Source organism: Mycobacterium sp. NGS24 (assembly GCF_059813065.1).
Map to the genome: position 1 here is coordinate 30,187 of NZ_JCALDW010000028.1, position 13,981 is coordinate 44,167.

15 protein-coding genes are annotated in these 13,981 nt (G+C 67.7%); 5 read left to right on the forward strand and 10 right to left on the reverse strand.

What is annotated here, in order from left to right; all coding sequences use genetic code 11:
* Positions 1 to 3 precede the first annotated feature (3 nt).
* Positions 4 to 1,305 (forward strand): cytochrome P450, encoded by a 1,302-nt coding sequence (locus tag AC5Y6Y_RS24210; RefSeq protein WP_499919471.1) that lies wholly within the window; start codon positions 4 to 6, stop codon positions 1,303 to 1,305.
* On the opposite strand, the gene AC5Y6Y_RS24215 is transcribed toward AC5Y6Y_RS24210, so the two are convergent.
* Entirely contained in the window at positions 1,280 to 3,217 is a 1,938-nt protein-coding gene (locus tag AC5Y6Y_RS24215) for a potassium transporter Kup (protein ID WP_499919447.1), read from the reverse strand. The genes AC5Y6Y_RS24210 and AC5Y6Y_RS24215 overlap by 26 nt on opposite strands.
* 108 nt (positions 3,218 to 3,325) lie before the next feature.
* Here AC5Y6Y_RS24215 and AC5Y6Y_RS24220 point away from each other — a divergent pair, with 108 nt between their 5' ends.
* Positions 3,326 to 3,784 (forward strand): limonene-1,2-epoxide hydrolase family protein, encoded by a 459-nt coding sequence (locus tag AC5Y6Y_RS24220; RefSeq protein WP_463824220.1) that lies wholly within the window; start codon positions 3,326 to 3,328, stop codon positions 3,782 to 3,784.
* On the opposite strand, the gene AC5Y6Y_RS24225 is transcribed toward AC5Y6Y_RS24220, so the two are convergent.
* The 5 genes from AC5Y6Y_RS24225 to bfr are packed head-to-tail and all read right to left on the reverse strand — an operon-like array spanning position 3,781 to position 9,418.
* Positions 3,781 to 4,926 carry an amidohydrolase family protein gene (locus AC5Y6Y_RS24225; RefSeq protein ID WP_499919449.1) on the reverse strand — a complete coding sequence of 382 codons (1,146 nt, stop codon included), beginning with the start codon at positions 4,924 to 4,926 and terminating at the stop codon, positions 3,781 to 3,783. The genes AC5Y6Y_RS24220 and AC5Y6Y_RS24225 overlap by 4 nt on opposite strands.
* Positions 4,923 to 6,287 carry a type I glutamate--ammonia ligase gene (locus AC5Y6Y_RS24230; protein WP_499919472.1) on the reverse strand — a complete coding sequence of 455 codons (1,365 nt, stop codon included), beginning with the start codon at positions 6,285 to 6,287 and terminating at the stop codon, positions 4,923 to 4,925. Before AC5Y6Y_RS24230 ends, AC5Y6Y_RS24225 begins: the two co-directional genes overlap by 4 nt.
* Positions 6,287 to 6,781, reverse strand: coding sequence for a carboxymuconolactone decarboxylase family protein (locus AC5Y6Y_RS24235; RefSeq protein WP_463824218.1), 495 nt, complete (start codon positions 6,779 to 6,781; stop codon positions 6,287 to 6,289). The genes AC5Y6Y_RS24230 and AC5Y6Y_RS24235 overlap by 1 nt, the downstream gene beginning before the upstream one ends.
* A 31-nt stretch (positions 6,782 to 6,812) precedes the next feature.
* Positions 6,813 to 8,879 (reverse strand): MDR family MFS transporter, encoded by a 2,067-nt coding sequence (locus AC5Y6Y_RS24240; protein WP_463824217.1) that lies wholly within the window; start codon positions 8,877 to 8,879, stop codon positions 6,813 to 6,815.
* A 59-nt stretch (positions 8,880 to 8,938) separates the two neighbouring features.
* Entirely contained in the window at positions 8,939 to 9,418 is a 480-nt protein-coding gene (gene bfr / locus AC5Y6Y_RS24245) for a bacterioferritin (protein ID WP_463824216.1), read from the reverse strand.
* A gap of 280 nt (positions 9,419 to 9,698) precedes the next feature.
* Here bfr and AC5Y6Y_RS24250 point away from each other — a divergent pair, with 280 nt between their 5' ends.
* Positions 9,699 to 9,887 carry a (2Fe-2S)-binding protein gene (locus tag AC5Y6Y_RS24250; protein WP_463824897.1) on the forward strand — a complete coding sequence of 63 codons (189 nt, stop codon included), beginning with the start codon at positions 9,699 to 9,701 and terminating at the stop codon, positions 9,885 to 9,887.
* On the opposite strand, the gene AC5Y6Y_RS24255 is transcribed toward AC5Y6Y_RS24250, so the two are convergent.
* From AC5Y6Y_RS24255 to AC5Y6Y_RS24270, 4 genes are read right to left on the reverse strand one after another with little or no spacing between them, the layout of a single operon-like run.
* A complete protein-coding gene (locus tag AC5Y6Y_RS24255; protein ID WP_463824215.1) occupies positions 9,884 to 10,639 on the reverse strand; it encodes an enoyl-CoA hydratase/isomerase family protein in 756 nt (251 codons plus the stop codon). The genes AC5Y6Y_RS24250 and AC5Y6Y_RS24255 overlap by 4 nt on opposite strands.
* Before the next feature lie 9 nt (positions 10,640 to 10,648).
* Entirely contained in the window at positions 10,649 to 11,089 is a 441-nt protein-coding gene (locus AC5Y6Y_RS24260; RefSeq protein WP_463824214.1) for a TIGR03618 family F420-dependent PPOX class oxidoreductase, read from the reverse strand.
* Positions 11,086 to 11,799: an EthD domain-containing protein gene (locus AC5Y6Y_RS24265; RefSeq protein ID WP_499919452.1), complete on the reverse strand. Its 714-nt coding sequence runs from the start codon at positions 11,797 to 11,799 to the stop codon at positions 11,086 to 11,088. The genes AC5Y6Y_RS24260 and AC5Y6Y_RS24265 overlap by 4 nt, the downstream gene beginning before the upstream one ends.
* An 11-nt stretch (positions 11,800 to 11,810) precedes the next feature.
* A complete protein-coding gene (locus AC5Y6Y_RS24270) occupies positions 11,811 to 12,755 on the reverse strand; it encodes a hydrogen peroxide-inducible genes activator (RefSeq protein WP_499919454.1) in 945 nt (314 codons plus the stop codon).
* A gap of 102 nt (positions 12,756 to 12,857) precedes the next feature.
* On the opposite strand from AC5Y6Y_RS24270, the gene AC5Y6Y_RS24275 reads away from it, so the two are divergent.
* Positions 12,858 to 13,445, forward strand: a complete 588-nt coding sequence (locus tag AC5Y6Y_RS24275) for a peroxiredoxin (RefSeq protein ID WP_463824211.1) — start codon at positions 12,858 to 12,860, stop codon at positions 13,443 to 13,445.
* On the forward strand, positions 13,442 to 13,978 hold the full coding sequence (locus AC5Y6Y_RS24280; RefSeq protein ID WP_463824210.1) for an alkyl hydroperoxide reductase: 537 nt from the start codon (positions 13,442 to 13,444) through the stop codon (positions 13,976 to 13,978). Before AC5Y6Y_RS24275 ends, AC5Y6Y_RS24280 begins: the two co-directional genes overlap by 4 nt.
* Positions 13,979 to 13,981: the final 3 nt, after the last annotated feature.

Below are 13,981 nucleotides of genomic sequence, written 5' to 3' on the forward strand. Positions count from 1 at the left end.
ATGGTGAAAGACAGACTGCACTGGTTGGCCATGCACGGCGTCGTCCGCGGACTCGCGAGCTTCGCCGTCCGGCGGGGTGATCTCGGAGCGCGATTGATCGCCGACCCAGCGGTGGCCGCCGACCCGGCGCCCTACTACGACGAGATCCGCCAACACGGCCCACTGGTGCGCAACCGCGCGAACCACCTGACCGTGGACCACCGGCTGGCGCACGACATTCTGCGGTCGGACGACTTCCACGTCGTCTCCTTCGGGGACAGCCTGCCGGGGCCGTTGGGTCGGCTGGAACGGCGAACCCGCGACAATCTGCTGCACCCGATCCGTCCCCCGTCGCTGCTGGCCGTCGAGCCGCCGGATCACACCCGGTACCGCAAGACCGTCTCGGCGGTGTTCACCGCGCGCGCCGTTACCGGTCTGCTGGACCGGGTCGAGCAGGCTGCGACGAGCCTGCTGGACCAGCTCGGCGACCAGCCCGTGGTCGACGTCGTCGCACGGTATTGCTCGCAGCTTCCGATCACCGTGATCAGCGACATCCTGGGGGTGCCGGAGTACGACCGGCGCCGGATCCTCGAATTCGGCGAGTTGGTCGCCCCCAGTCTGGATGTCGGCGTGACCTGGCAGCAGTACCGGCGGATTCAGCGAGGGTTGGCCGGATTCCAAGCGTGGCTGGTCCAGCATCTACGGCAGCTGCGCAGTGCCCCGGGCGACGACCTGATGAGCCAACTGATCCGCATCACCGAAAGTGGCGACGCCGAGCGCCACCTTGACGAGACCGAACTGCAGGCGGTCGCCGGACTGGTCCTGGTCGCCGGTTTCGAGACCACGGTGAACCTGCTGGGCAACGGGATCCGCTTGCTGCTGGACCATCCGGACCAATTGCGCACGCTGCAGCAGCAGCCCCAGTTGTGGCCGAACGCCGTCGAGGAGATTTTGCGGCTGGACTCTCCGGTGCAGCTCACCGCGCGAGTGGCCCGCACCGACGTCGAGCTGGCCGGCCGGCGCATCGAGCGGGGCGAGGTGGTGGTGGTCTACCTCGCCGCCGCAAACCGCGACCCGTCAGTGTTCGCCGATCCGCACGCCTTCGACGTCCAACGCCCCAATGCGGGAAAGCATCTCGCGTTTTCCACCGGACGGCACTTCTGTCTGGGCGCCGCGCTGGCACGGGCCGAAGGCGAGGTCGGGTTGCGCACATTCTTCGAACGCTTCCCCGATGCGACGGCCGCGGGCGCTGGGGTCCGGCGTGATACCCGGGTGCTGCACGGCTGGTCGACGCTGCCGGTCAGACCTCGATGCGCGCACCCATGACCACGGTGCGGTTCAGGGGCAGACCGAAGTATTGCGCGGCATCGGCGGTGGTGTAGGAGGTCGCGATGAACAGTCGTTTGCGCCACGACGCCATCGTCGGTGCCGATCCTTTGACCAGTTCGAGTTTGGACAAGAAGTACGAGGCGGCCTCGATGTCGATCGCACCCTCGGTCTGCTCGGGGTCCAGCAGACGCAGCACGGCAGGGACATTCGGCGTCTCCATGTAGCCGAAGTTGGCGGTCAGGTGGACGATGCCGTCACCGGTATGCACCAGGTGGTCGACTTCGGTCCGCTCGGCGTCGGGAATCCGCGGTACCGGCAGCGTCTGAATCGCCATGATCACCACGTGCTCGTGCAGCACCCGGTTGTGTTCGACGTTGGCCCGCATCGCCAGCGGCGCGGTCTCTTTGCCGCGATCGAGGAAGATGGCCGTGCCGGGAACGCGCGCGCACGGCGGTTGGCGCTCGGCCAGCTCATCGATGAATTCCTGCAGCGGTCCCTCCGCTTCCTGCCTTGCGCGCGTGACGATGTCGCGTCCGCGCTGCCAGGTGGTCATCACCGTGAAGGCGACCAGCGCGATCAGCAGCGGCAGCCAGGCGCCGTGCACCAGTTTGGTCAGGTTGGCCGCCAGGAACATCAGGTCGACCAGGAGCAGCACGCCGCCGCCGGTCAGCACCAGCCACAGCGGGGTGCGCCACGTGGTGCGCGCGTAATAGAGGAACAGGGTGGTGGTGATGGTGATCGTGCCGGTGACGGCCATGCCGAAGGCGAACGCGAGCGCCGCCGAACTGCGGAAAGCGAACACCAGGGTGAGCACCGATACCAGCAACAGACCGTTGATCCACGGCACGTAGATCTGACCGATGGTCGACTCCGAGGTGTGCGCGATCCGCAGTCGCGGTAAATAGCCGAGCTGCGCGGCCTGGGACGCTACCGAAAACGCGCCCGTGATCACGGCCTGCGACGCGATCACCGTCGCGGCGGTGGCCAGCAGCACCAGCGGCAGCCGCGCCCAGCCGGGGGTGAGCAGGAAGAACGGCGCACTGACGGCACCGGTGTCCGCCAGGATCAGCGCCCCCTGACCGAAATAGCTGAGCACGCAGCCGGGCAGCACCAGCAGCAGCCACCCCGAGGCGATCGCCCGTCGTCCGAAGTGACCCATGTCGGCGTACAGCGCCTCCGCGCCGGTGATGGACAGCACCACTGCGGCGAGCGAAAAGAACGCGAAGTGGAAGTGCCCGACCATGAACTTCGCTGCGTAGAACGGCGAGAGCGCCTTGAGGATCTCCGGGTGATCGGCGATGGCGACCACGCCGAAGCCGCCGATCGTGGTGAACCACGCGATCATCACCGGACCGAACAGCCGCCCGACGGCTGCCGTGCCGTGCCGTTGCACCGCGAACAGCACCACGATGATCACCGCGGTGATCGGCACGACCCAGGTGTCGAAGTGCGGCTGGATCACCTTGACACCCTCGACGGCCGACAGCACCGAGATCGCCGGGGTGATCATGCTGTCGCCGAAGAACAACGCGGCCCCGAAGATCCCCAGCGCGCCCAGCGCGACGACCGTGCGCCTTCTCGCCCCGCTGCTGCCCTGGTGCCGCTTCCCGACCAGGGTGATGAGCGCCATGATGCCGCCCTCGCCGTGGTTGTCGGCCCGCATCACCAGGCTGACGTAGGTGAACGTCACGACGGTCATCACCGACCAGAAGATCAGCGAGACCACGCCGTACACATTGTCGGTGCTGATCGGCACCGGGTGCGGATCGCCGGGGTTGAAGACGGTTTGAATGGTGTAGATCGGGCTGGTGCCGATGTCACCGAAAACCACACCGAGCGCGCCGACGACGGCGGCTGGGCGTAGGCGGGCGCCGTGGGTAGGTGCCTGGGATACGGATTCGGTCTGCACGGCAGATGGGCCCCCGGGGTGGGTGGTAGCGATGCGGCGGATCGATCCTACGGCGCGGACCGTGCAGCGAGGTTGACACTCCGCGGCAGCCCGAGTTAATTGACCTGCATGACAGATGTTGCACCGAACTCCCCGGCCGATGTCGTGACCGGGATGTGGCAGGCGCTTTCGCGGCGGGACTGGGATGCGGTCAAGACCTTCCTGGCCGAGGACTGTCTCTATGTCGACATGCCGGTACCCGCGGTGTCGGCCCGCGGCCCGGCCGACATCGTGACTCGGCTCAAGATCGGGCTGGCGGACCTGGCGGCGTACGAGAACCACGACGGCGTGCTGGTGTCCAACGGTTCCGATGTGATCTACGAGCACTCCGAGACCTGGACGTTCCAGAGCGGTGAGCAGGGCACCCTGAGATTCGCCACCGTGCACAAGGTGCAGGACGGCAAAATCACTGTCTGGAAAGACTATTGGGACATGAACAGTCTGGTCGCGTTCGCGCCGCCCAATCACTTCGAGAAGCTCGCCGGCGGCGACACATCCTGGATTTTCGACGCCAGCGCCCTGGTCTAGCCCGCCGAAAAGCCGCTGGCGAGCCGGTAGATGCGCGCGGCGTTGAGGTGACTGATCAGGTCGACCACCCGGATGGCCTCCGCCTCGCCCCAGTCCCCGGCCTGCACGAATTCATCCAGCACTCGGTGAATGCCGTTGCGCCACAACGCAGCACCGAGGAAATGCAGTTCGGCGGGACCGAACCCGTCCGATGAGTACAGGATCTTGCGGAACGGCGCCAGCTCCAGCAGTCGGGCGATGAACGCGGGCGCCCGGGCGCCCAGCTGGTTGATGCTCAAGCCGCCGTCGACGTAGACGTTGTTGAACGCCTGGGCCAGGTAGCCGGCTTCGCGTTCGTAGGGATAGCAGTGCAGCAACACGATCGGCGTCGTCGTCCCCGAATCCCGCAGGAAGTCCAACAGGTACAGCGGATTGGACTTGTGCAGGTCGCAGTCTCGGTCACCGAGCCCGACGTGCAACTGCAGCGGCTTGCCCAGCCGCAGCGCTTGGTGCAGGCCGAAACGCAGCAGCACCGGATCGCTCACCCGGGTGCCGCCGACGTCGCGCCAGCGCCGAGCCGCCTCGGCTACCTGCGCGGCCGGTGGATCGCTCAGGTCGCGGTCGAATCCGCCCCGGTAGGCCAGGATGGACTTGGTGCCCACCGCGCCGGCAACACGCTGGTGCAGGATCTCCTCGAACGCCGCCGCATAGTCGCCGGCGGCCTGCGCTGCCTGTTCGGCGACCTGCTCCAGGCGCACCACCTCGTAGGCGCGCCGCCCCGACCATTGGCTCAGTTGGGAGACGTCCGTCACGTCGCTGCCGCCGAAACCGGTGTCCACCAGCCAGCTGCGCACGCCCGCCGCGGGCAGGAACAGCCGGGCCAGTTCGTCTTCGCGGAGTTGGCTGCGGCTGCGCCAGTATTGCTCGGCGTCAACGTGTCTGGGCAGGCCGAGGATGGGGGCGCAATGGTTACGCACGGCGAAGCCCAGCTGGGTGTCGAAGCCGGAGTCGAAGTCGGCCAACGGTTCGGTGTTGGCTTCGTTGAGGGCGTTCTCGAACCGCCGCCGGTCCCCGGTGGTCAGCCAGCAGCCGTGCACATGCTGATCGATCAGTGCGACCTCGCTGATGTGGTGCGCCAGTGCGGAATCCGACGGTGTGGTCACAGGCTCCACGCCATCCGGAACCTGTCGGCCAGCGTCGCCGGGTCCAGGCCGCCGTATCGGTGGTGCTCCATTCGGCGGACCGCGACCACCGCATCGATCACCGGATCGCCCAGAATTCGCCGCAGCAGGGCCGAATCATCAAGGGCGGTAATTGCTTCGGGCTGCGTGTCCGGCAGCAGCAGGATGCCGGCCGCCGTCCGGTCGGATTCGGACAACGCCGCCGGGTCCACCGTGGTTTCCGGCGGCAACGGCGCACCGGTGTCCAGGCCGTCGAGCGCGAGCCCGAGGATCGCGGCACAGGCCAGATACGGGTTGGCCGACGGGTCGACGATCTTCACTTCCACGTTGCCGCCATCGGGGTCGGCGGGGCTGGATTGGATGAATCGCACTGCAGCTTCCCGGTTCTCGATGCCCCAACAGACATAGGCACCGGCCCAGTTGCCGCGGCGCAGGCGCTGCCCGGACACGATCGATCCGCACAGAATGCCCTGCGCCTGCGGCAGCCCACGCAACACCCCGGCCACCGCGGCCTGCCCGGGCGCCGTCATGCCGCCGGTGCCGTCGGAGAACAGCGGACCTTCCGAGGTGCGCAACGAGAAGTGTTGGTGGGCGCCCGATCCCACACTGCCCGCGAACGGTACCGGCGAAAGGCTGACCCGCAGCCCGTGCCGGCGCGCGGCACGGCTGACGACGATGCGCAACAACACCAGTTGGTCGGCGGCGGTCACCGGCGACTGCGGCGCCAATGAGATCTCGAACTGGTTGGCGCCGTATTCCGGGTGGAATTGCTCGATGACGACGCCGGCCAGGTTGGCCGCAGCGGTGACGTCGCGCACGAAAGCCTCGTGCTCGAGGACCCCGGCCAGGCCGTACTGGGCCCACAGCGTGGCCGGCAGCCGACCGCCGTCGCTGTCGACCAGCAGGAACTCGAGTTCATGACCCACCGTCGCCTCGACGCCGGCTGCGCTGAGTGCGGCCTCGATGCGTTGCAGCGTGCCGCGCGCGCACTGCGCTACGGGGGTGCCGTCCTGTTCGAAGAAGCCGGCCGGGGCCCACGCCAAACCGTCGCCGAGGATGCGCAGAGCGGACAGGTCGATGCGCAGTCGCTGGTCCCCGACCACGCCGACGGCGTCGGTGAACGCAATGCCGGTCTGGTCGATGGCGAAGGCGTGCCAGGACGGCCCGGCGCCCAGGCCCGGATCGGCGAATGTGTTGGTACGCCTGATCGGAACGGTCTTGGCATGGGTGAGCCCGGCGGGGTTGACCACCGTGCCGATGACCGTGTCCACGCCCTCTGCCTCGAGTTGGGCGATCGCCGCGGCGGCCAGCGGGGTGGCCTCGGAAGGTGGCGGAGACGTGATCAGGCCCTGCTGGGCAGGGTCAGCCGGCACGCCTGACCGATGTCCAGGGTCCGCAGCACCCGTCCCATGCCTACCCACAGCGCGCACGAGATGGCCAGATCGGCCAGCAACTCCGCACTGAAGTGGTCCTCGGCCCGGTTCCAGAAATCTTCGTCGTCGCGCAGCGCGGTGTGATCGGTGGAGAAGCGGTGCGCGAACTCGGCCGCCAACCGCTCCTGCGCGCTGTAGCCGGGCCAGGTGCGCCACTCGGCGGCATGGTCGTAGAGCGCTTCGTCCACACCCGCTGCGGGGCCGTCGGCGTCGCGGGTGTTGGCGCACACCGTGCACTCGTTGTTGGCGGCGATCACCGCGCGCGCGATTTCGCGGGTGCGCAGCGGCAGCCTGTTGGCGGTGTAGACCGCGTGGCTGAAGTTGGCCATTGCGCCGCCGAGTTCCGGGGATTTCTGAATCCAGCCGGCCACGTCGTCGTCAGCGAAAGTTCCGATTCGGCTCATGGCGAGATGGTACGCCGGGCGGACCGGCTGCTCACGTTGCGGCCCGCGGCATCGCCACCGTGGGTGCGTCGGCATGCCAATCACGCTGTGCGATAACGCGATAGGCGATGCGACTCAACGCGGCTTCCACCTCGCGGCGGTCGGGGCGGCCGGCGAATCCGGCCGATCGGGACAGTTTGTCGACGATCCAGGCCAGCAGCAGTGAGTAGACGTAATCGACCTGCTGTACGCCGGCCGGAGTCAGGCTGAGCCGGTCGCCGTCGCGCACCACGTAACCGCCGGCGGCCAGCCGCGCGAAGGTGGGTTCGAGGACTTCGAACGGAATGTTCAGCGTCTCGCCCATGTCGGTGAGCCGGGCCGCGCCGAAGAACTGTTGGTAACGGTTGATGCGCAACACCGCCCACAACCCGGCGACGTCGAGGCGGCAGTCGGGCCGCATCGCGATACTGCGCAGCCGCATGCCCGATTCGCCGCGCAGCACGCGGGCCACTGCGTTCTCCAACAGCTGTTCGGGTGTCTCGGAGGTGGGCATGGCGAAGCCGTCGCCGAGATCGGCCGCGCTGGTGTGGATGTCACGCAACGGGACTTCGCGCAGGAACAGCGCCAGCACGAAACCCGCCGCGGCCACCGGCGCCGCGCAGAGGAACACCTGAGACAGCGACTCCGCGTAGGCATGCACGATCGGCGCCATCACCGCAGCAGACTGGCGATGCAGGGCCGCCGGTGAACTGACCTCGTCCGGCGAGATCCCGCCGGCCGCGGTGGCCGGCCCCAGTCGGGCGTTGAGGAAGTTGACGAACAGCGAGCCGAAGATGGCTGCCCCGAACGAGCTTCCGATGGTGCGGAAGAAGCTCACCCCCGAGGTGGCCACGCCGAGGTCCTCGAAGTTCGAGGTGTTCTGCACCACCAGCACCAGCACCTGCATGGACAGGCCGATGCCGGCGCCCAGGATCAGCAGGTACACCGACTGCAGCACCGCCGGGGTGGCACCGTCCATCGTCGACATCAGCAGGAACGCGATCGTCATCAGCGCGGTGCCGACGACCGGGAAGATCTTGTACCGACCGGTGCGGCCCACCAGCGTTCCGCTGCCGGTGGAGGTGATCAGCATGCCGACCACCATCGGCAGGGTGCGCAGCCCCGACGTGGTCGCCGAGACGCCGTTGACGTACTGCATGAACGTCGGCAGGAACGTCATCGCACCCAGCATCGCGAACCCGACGACGAAGGACAGCGCGCAGCAGACGCTGAAGACGGGGCTGGCGAACAGCCGCAACGGCAGAATCGGTTGGGGTGCGCGGCTTTCCACCCACGCGAAAACACCCAGGGCCAGCACCGCGCCGACGAACAGCCCGATCACCGGCGCCGATCTCCACGGGTAGACGGTGCCGCCCCAGCTGGTGGCCAGGGTCAGCGCGGCCGCGCCCACACCGATGAACACGATCCCGGCGTAGTCGACGACGGGCCGCGTCGCGGCGGCCAGCGCCGGGATGGCCGCAGCCGCCACGCAGATCACCACCACCGACACCGGCAGGTTGATCCAGAACGCCCAGCGCCAGCTCAGATAGTCGGTGAAGTAGCCGCCCAGCAGCGGGCCGACGACTGTGGTCACCCCGAAAACGGCCCCCAAGATGCCCTGGTACCGGCCCCGGTCGCGCAGTGGGACCACTTCCCCGATCAGGGCGCTGGCGGTGACGGTGATAGCGCCGCCCCCGATGCCCTGCAGCGCCCGTGCGCCGACCAGCATGGTCATCGAGTGCGCCAGTCCGCACAGCACCGACCCGGCCACGAAGAACAGCACCGCGACGACGAAGACCCGCTTGCGGCCGAACAGGTCACCGAGCTTGCCTACCAGCGCGGTGACGATGGTCGAGGCGAGCAGGTAACTGGTGACCACCCACGACTGCCGGCCGGCGTCCCCGAGGTCGGCGACGATGGTCGGCAGCGCCGTCGCGACGATGGTCTGATCCAGGGCGGCAAGCAGCATGCCGAGCAGAACCGCCAGGAAGATGAAGTTGCGCCGCCGCGCGGTGAGCAGCGGGCCGCTGGGGGCGAAATCGGTCGACGGGTCCGTGACCGCTGCGCGCGGGGTTGTCATGACCACCTTCCGGTCCCGGTCTGTGACCGCCGATCACCCCGCGGCGTGTCGAGCCGGCGTCAGCTGGGCGGACGGGAGACGCACTGGGCGGAGTACAGCTCCTCGCCGAGCTTGTCCATCAGCTCCAGCTGAGTCTCCAGGTAATCGACGTGCGATTCCTCGTCAGCCACGATTCCTTCCAGCAGGGCCGCACTGGTGCTGTCCTGCTTCTCGCGGCACATGATGATGCCCGGTTTGAGCCGGTTCAACACCTCGTACTCGATGGCGAGGTCGGCTTCGAACTGCTCGCGCAGCGTCTGGCCGATCCGCAACGAGAAAATGCGCTGATAGTTCGGCAGGCCGTCCAGCAGCAGAATGCGGTCGGTGATCGCCTCGGCGTGCCGCATTTCGTCGAACGATTCCGCGCGGGTGTGCTTAGCCAGCTCGGTGAAGCCCCAGTTGTCCTGCATCTTGGAATGCAGGAAGTACTGGTTGATGGCGGTGAGTTCGCTGGTCAACTGTTCGTTGAGCAGCCGCAGAACGTCGGGATCGCCTTGCATGCTCACTCCTCAGGGGTGAAGTCGGTCATGTCGGCCGCAGGCGGCTGGGCTGGAGCGCGCCATACGGGGTCAGCAGCAGCTTTGCGTGCCGACCTCGAATCTAGTGCAATAACCGCAAGTCAGGACACCCTTCGTCGCTCCCGCGGCGTGGCGGCCAAGCCGAAAATCGGCGAGCTTAACCTAAGTTAGGTTAGACTTCACTAACCACCTTAGGTTAGACTGTGCTAATTATGCGGCTCAATTCTCCGGCGCTGTCTGCGGCAACCTTGCGGGTTTGCTGATGTACGTCTGCCTGTGCGTCGGAGCCACCAATCAGACCATTTGTGACGTCGTCGCGCGGGGTGCGTCGACGTCGAAGGAAATCGCCGCAGCATGTGGGGCGGGCGGGGATTGTGGCCGCTGCCGGCGGACCCTGCGGGCGATCCTGGCCGCGGCCACCACGCTCGATCCGGCCGCGGCCGTCGGTTAGCTCCGCTTCCGGTCGCTGAAATCGGCCAGCGCCGCGGCGTTCGCCTGCTGCCCCATCAACTCTGCGAAATGCGCGTTCTCCCGCGCCGTCGCCGCAGCGATCTCGGCGCGTAGCGGTTCGACCATGGTGTGCTTGACCGCCATCAGGCTGGAGATCGGCCGGGCGGCAAGCACCTCAGCGTGCCGCCGGGCCTCGGCCAGCAGGTCGTCGGGCGCGCAGACCCGCCAGACCAGCCCCATCCGCAACGCCTCCGCGGCATCGACCCACTCCGACGACATCAACAACCAGGCCGCGTTCTGCCGGCCGACGAGTTGCGGCAGCAGGTAGGACGAGGCCGCCTCGGGCGCCACGCCCAGGCTGGTGAACGGGCACTTGAGCCGGGCTGTGGACGCCATGAAGGCCAGGTCGGCATAGCCCAGGATGGTGGTGCCGATGCCCAACCCGACGCCGTTCACCGCGCAGATCAGCGGTTTGGGAAACGCGGTGAGCGCCTCGATCAGGCCGCGGAAACCGTAGGTGCCCTCCTGGAACTCCGGATCGGTGATGCGCGCCTGCATCTCGGCCAGGTCGGTGCCGGCGCTGAAGCCGCGACCCGCGCCGGTCAGCAGGACCACTGCCACCTCGGGATCCTCGGCGGCGTCGATCAGCGCCTGGGCGGTGGCGTCGTAAAGCGCTTCGTTGAACGCGTTGAGTGCTTCGGGCCGGTTCAACGTGAGAGTGCGGACGCGGTTCTGATCATCGATGAGCAGCACGGCGCCACCCTAACCGTTGCCGTAGACGCGGGTCGGTCCGATCAGCACCACCGCGCGCCGCTCCCGTGCCATGGTCGCGTCGTATTCTGCCCAGTTGTCGTGGGTACCGCCCGCCGCGGCGAACACGTCGCGCAACAACGACGCCAGCAGCTGCTCGGTCAGCCACGGCTGCGGGTCGTCGGGGCCGGCCAGTTCAGCGCGGCCTTCGACCGTGGCCCACCGCCAGCCGTCGCGGAAGGTGACGGCCAGCTGCGGACGGACCCGCAGGTTGGCCAGTTTGACCTTGCCGTAGGTGGTGAAGCCCAGCACCGGCTCGCCGCCGGTGGGATGTGGCAGCAGGCCCACGTTGACCAGCGAGGCCTGCACGGTGCCGTCGGCGCGGCCGGTTGAGATCACTGCCAGCCCGCGTTCGACCGTGGCCAGCGCCACCGCCTCCTCGAGTGTCGTCATGCGTGCTCGTCCTTCCGGAATGGCGACTTCATCACGTAGCGGCTGGTGGGCACGGTGTCGATGTTCTGGTTGGCGCCGAATGCGGCTGTGCTGGCGACCATTCGGCCTAACCGATGCTGCAGATCCGCGTCGTCGGCAGCACCGAAGAACGCCTTGAGGTCGGAGACGGCCTCGGCCGGGAACAACTCCTCGACGATGGCGGCGATGTCCGGCGCGTCCGGGGTGATTGCGCGGACCACCCAGTTCTGGGTGTAGCCGAAGGTCGACTGGGTCTCGATGGCGACCGGGGTGTGGTCGAGTTGCCAGCGGTCCAGCCACGTGGCCACCTCCAGTTCGGCGGGCCGGCGCAGCAGTGCGATGTTGGCCAAACCTGTTGTCCGAGCGCCGGGTTGGTGAACGGGGCCGGGCAGCGGAACCGACTCGGTGACCAGGTAGGCCGCCAGCCGGTCGCATTCGCCGCCCAGCACCCGCAGGGCCGCGGTCACCTGCTCGCCGTAGCACTGCTGGGTCCAGAGGCTCACCACCGCGGCGACCGGCGGATCCAGCGTGGTGAGCGTCATCAGCGAGTCGCGCACTGCGCTGTCGCGCACATTGATCGACAACCCCGGCACACCGAGCCGCAACAGTTGGTCGGCGACCGGCCCGCGCTGCCGCGCGCACCACTGGTCGTCGGCTTCGGCGCGCATCAGGACAACGATGACCTTCTCCATAACGGACGAACCTACAAGCGCGGGTCCACCAGCCGTACCTGGTGTTCGCTGTCGACCAATGCGCCGATGACTGCGGCCAGCCGCCGGTAGGACTGTTCGCCGCCGCGGGTGGCACGAAACACCAGGCCGATGCGCCGACCAGGGCGCGGCGGCGCGAAGTGGGCCAGGCCGAGCCGGTTGCGGGCGGCTTCGACCGGTGCGGCGGTCTGCGGGATCAGCGTCACCCCCAGTCCCCCGGTCACACACTGCACCGCCGTCGCCAGCGACGCCGCACGGGTGTCGGCGAACTCGGTCTGTGCTCCCGCCTGCCGGCAGGCCTCGAGGGTCTGGTCCCGCAGGCAGTGGCCCTCGTCCAGCAGCAGCAGCGGCAGCTCGGCGAGGGTGGCCGCGGGCACCCGCCGCTTGCCGGCCAGGCGGTGCCCGGGCGGCAGCGCCAGGACGAAATCCTCGTCGTAGATCGGGATCTCGATGAGGCCGGCGGCTTCGGCGGGCAGTGCGATCAGCGCGGCGTCCAGCGTGGCATCGCGGAGCAACGTCAGCAACCGGTCGGTCTGGTCCTCAACCACCTGCAGGGTCAAGTCCGGCAGTTCGCGGGGCAGGCCCGCGAAGATGGTCGGCAGCACGTAGGGCGCGACGGTGGGGATCAGGCCCAGGCGAAGGCGGCCCCGCAGCAGATCCGACGTGCCTGCGGCTGCATTGCCGAACGCGTCTGCCGCATCGACCACGGCCTGCGCGTACGGCAACAGTGTGGTGCCCTCTGCGGTCAGGAAAACGCGTCGGGTGGAACGCTCCACCAGGCGGACGTTCAACCCGGCCTCCAGCGCCGCCAAGGCCTGCGACAAGGTGGACTGACTCACCCCGAGAAGCGTTGCCGCACTGCTGAAATGCTGCTTTCCGGCCACCGCGGTGAAGGCCCGTAACCCGGCCAGGGTGGGCTGGAAACTCTTATCGGTCATGCCTATCAATGTAGTGCGACATATCACCTTTACTTCACACAGAACTCCAGGCACCATGAGGGAGACGGATAATCTTGATTGAGTCCAAAAAGGAGTGCACGCATGTCCCTGTTGACCATCGGCGACCAATTCCCCAGCTACCAGCTGACCGCGTTGGTCGGCGGCGATCTGTCCGAGGTCGACGCCAAGCAGCCCGGCGACTACTTCACCACCGTGTCCAGCGACGACTACCCGGGCAAGTGGCGGGTCGTCTTCTTCTGGCCCAAGGACTTCACCTTCGTATGCCCGACGGAGATCGCGGCATTCGGCAAGTTGAACGACGAGTTCGCCGATCGCGACACGCAGGTACTCGGCGTCTCGGTGGACAGCGAGTTCGTGCACTTCCAGTGGCGAGCTCAGCACGAGGACCTGAAGAAACTGCCGTTCCCGATGCTCTCGGACATCAAGCGCGAGCTCGTCGAAGCCACCGGCGCGCTCAATGCCGACGGCGTCGCGGACCGGGTGACGTTCATCGTGGACCCCAACAACGAGATCCAATTCGTCTCGGTCACCGCCGGATCGGTCGGCCGCAACGTCGACGAGGTGCTGCGGGTGCTTGACGCGCTGCAGTCCGACGAACTGTGTGCCTGCAACTGGCGCAAGGGCGACCCGACGCTGGACGCCGGCGAACTGCTCAAGGCCTCGGCATGAGCATCGAAAACCTCAAAACCGCCCTGCCGGAGTACGCGAAGGATCTCAAGCTCAACCTGGGTTCCATCGCGCGCAGCACCGTCCTGGACGGCGAGCGACTCTGGGGTACTTTGCTGGCCAGCGCGGCGGCAACGCGAAACGCCCAGGTGCTGGCCGAGATCGGCGCCGAAGCGCGCGAACAGCTCTCCGCCGAGGCCTACCAGGCCGCGCTGGGCGCCGCGTCGATCATGGGCATGAACAATGTGTTCTACCGGGGGCGCGGATTCCTCGACGGCCAGTACGACGACCTGCGGCCCGGCCTGCGGATGAACATCATCGGCAATCCCGGGGTGGCCAAGGCGAACTTCGAACTGTGGTCGTTCGCGGTGTCCTCGATCAACGGGTGTCCGCACTGCGTGGTCGCTCATGAGCACACCTTGCGCGAGACCGGGGTGGGCCGCGAGGAAATCCTGGAGGCGTTGAAGGTGGCCGCGATCGTGGCCGGCGTGGCGCAGGCACTCGACACGGCAGCCACCCTGGCCGCCGTCGGGTGACCG

What these genes read in the sequence shown, in the direction of transcription:
- AC5Y6Y_RS24240 (WP_463824217.1), bottom strand. Translation starts at nt 8,879, where the DNA reads ATGACAACCCCGCGCGCAGCGGTCACGGACCCGTCGACCGATTTCGCC.
- AC5Y6Y_RS24235 (WP_463824218.1), bottom strand. Translation starts at nt 6,781, where the DNA reads ATGAGCCGAATCGGAACTTTCGCTGACGACGACGTGGCCGGCTGGATT.
- AC5Y6Y_RS24260 (WP_463824214.1), bottom strand. Translation starts at nt 11,089, where the DNA reads ATGACGACACTCGAGGAGGCGGTGGCGCTGGCCACGGTCGAACGCGGG.
- bfr (WP_463824216.1), bottom strand. Translation starts at nt 9,418, where the DNA reads ATGCAAGGCGATCCCGACGTTCTGCGGCTGCTCAACGAACAGTTGACC.
- AC5Y6Y_RS24270 (WP_499919454.1), bottom strand. Translation starts at nt 12,755, where the DNA reads ATGACCGATAAGAGTTTCCAGCCCACCCTGGCCGGGTTACGGGCCTTC.
- AC5Y6Y_RS24220 (WP_463824220.1), top strand. Translation starts at nt 3,326, where the DNA reads ATGACAGATGTTGCACCGAACTCCCCGGCCGATGTCGTGACCGGGATG.
- AC5Y6Y_RS24250 (WP_463824897.1), top strand. Translation starts at nt 9,699, where the DNA reads ATGTACGTCTGCCTGTGCGTCGGAGCCACCAATCAGACCATTTGTGAC.
- AC5Y6Y_RS24280 (WP_463824210.1), top strand. Translation starts at nt 13,442, where the DNA reads ATGAGCATCGAAAACCTCAAAACCGCCCTGCCGGAGTACGCGAAGGAT.
- AC5Y6Y_RS24265 (WP_499919452.1), bottom strand. Translation starts at nt 11,799, where the DNA reads ATGGAGAAGGTCATCGTTGTCCTGATGCGCGCCGAAGCCGACGACCAG.
- AC5Y6Y_RS24275 (WP_463824211.1), top strand. Translation starts at nt 12,858, where the DNA reads ATGTCCCTGTTGACCATCGGCGACCAATTCCCCAGCTACCAGCTGACC.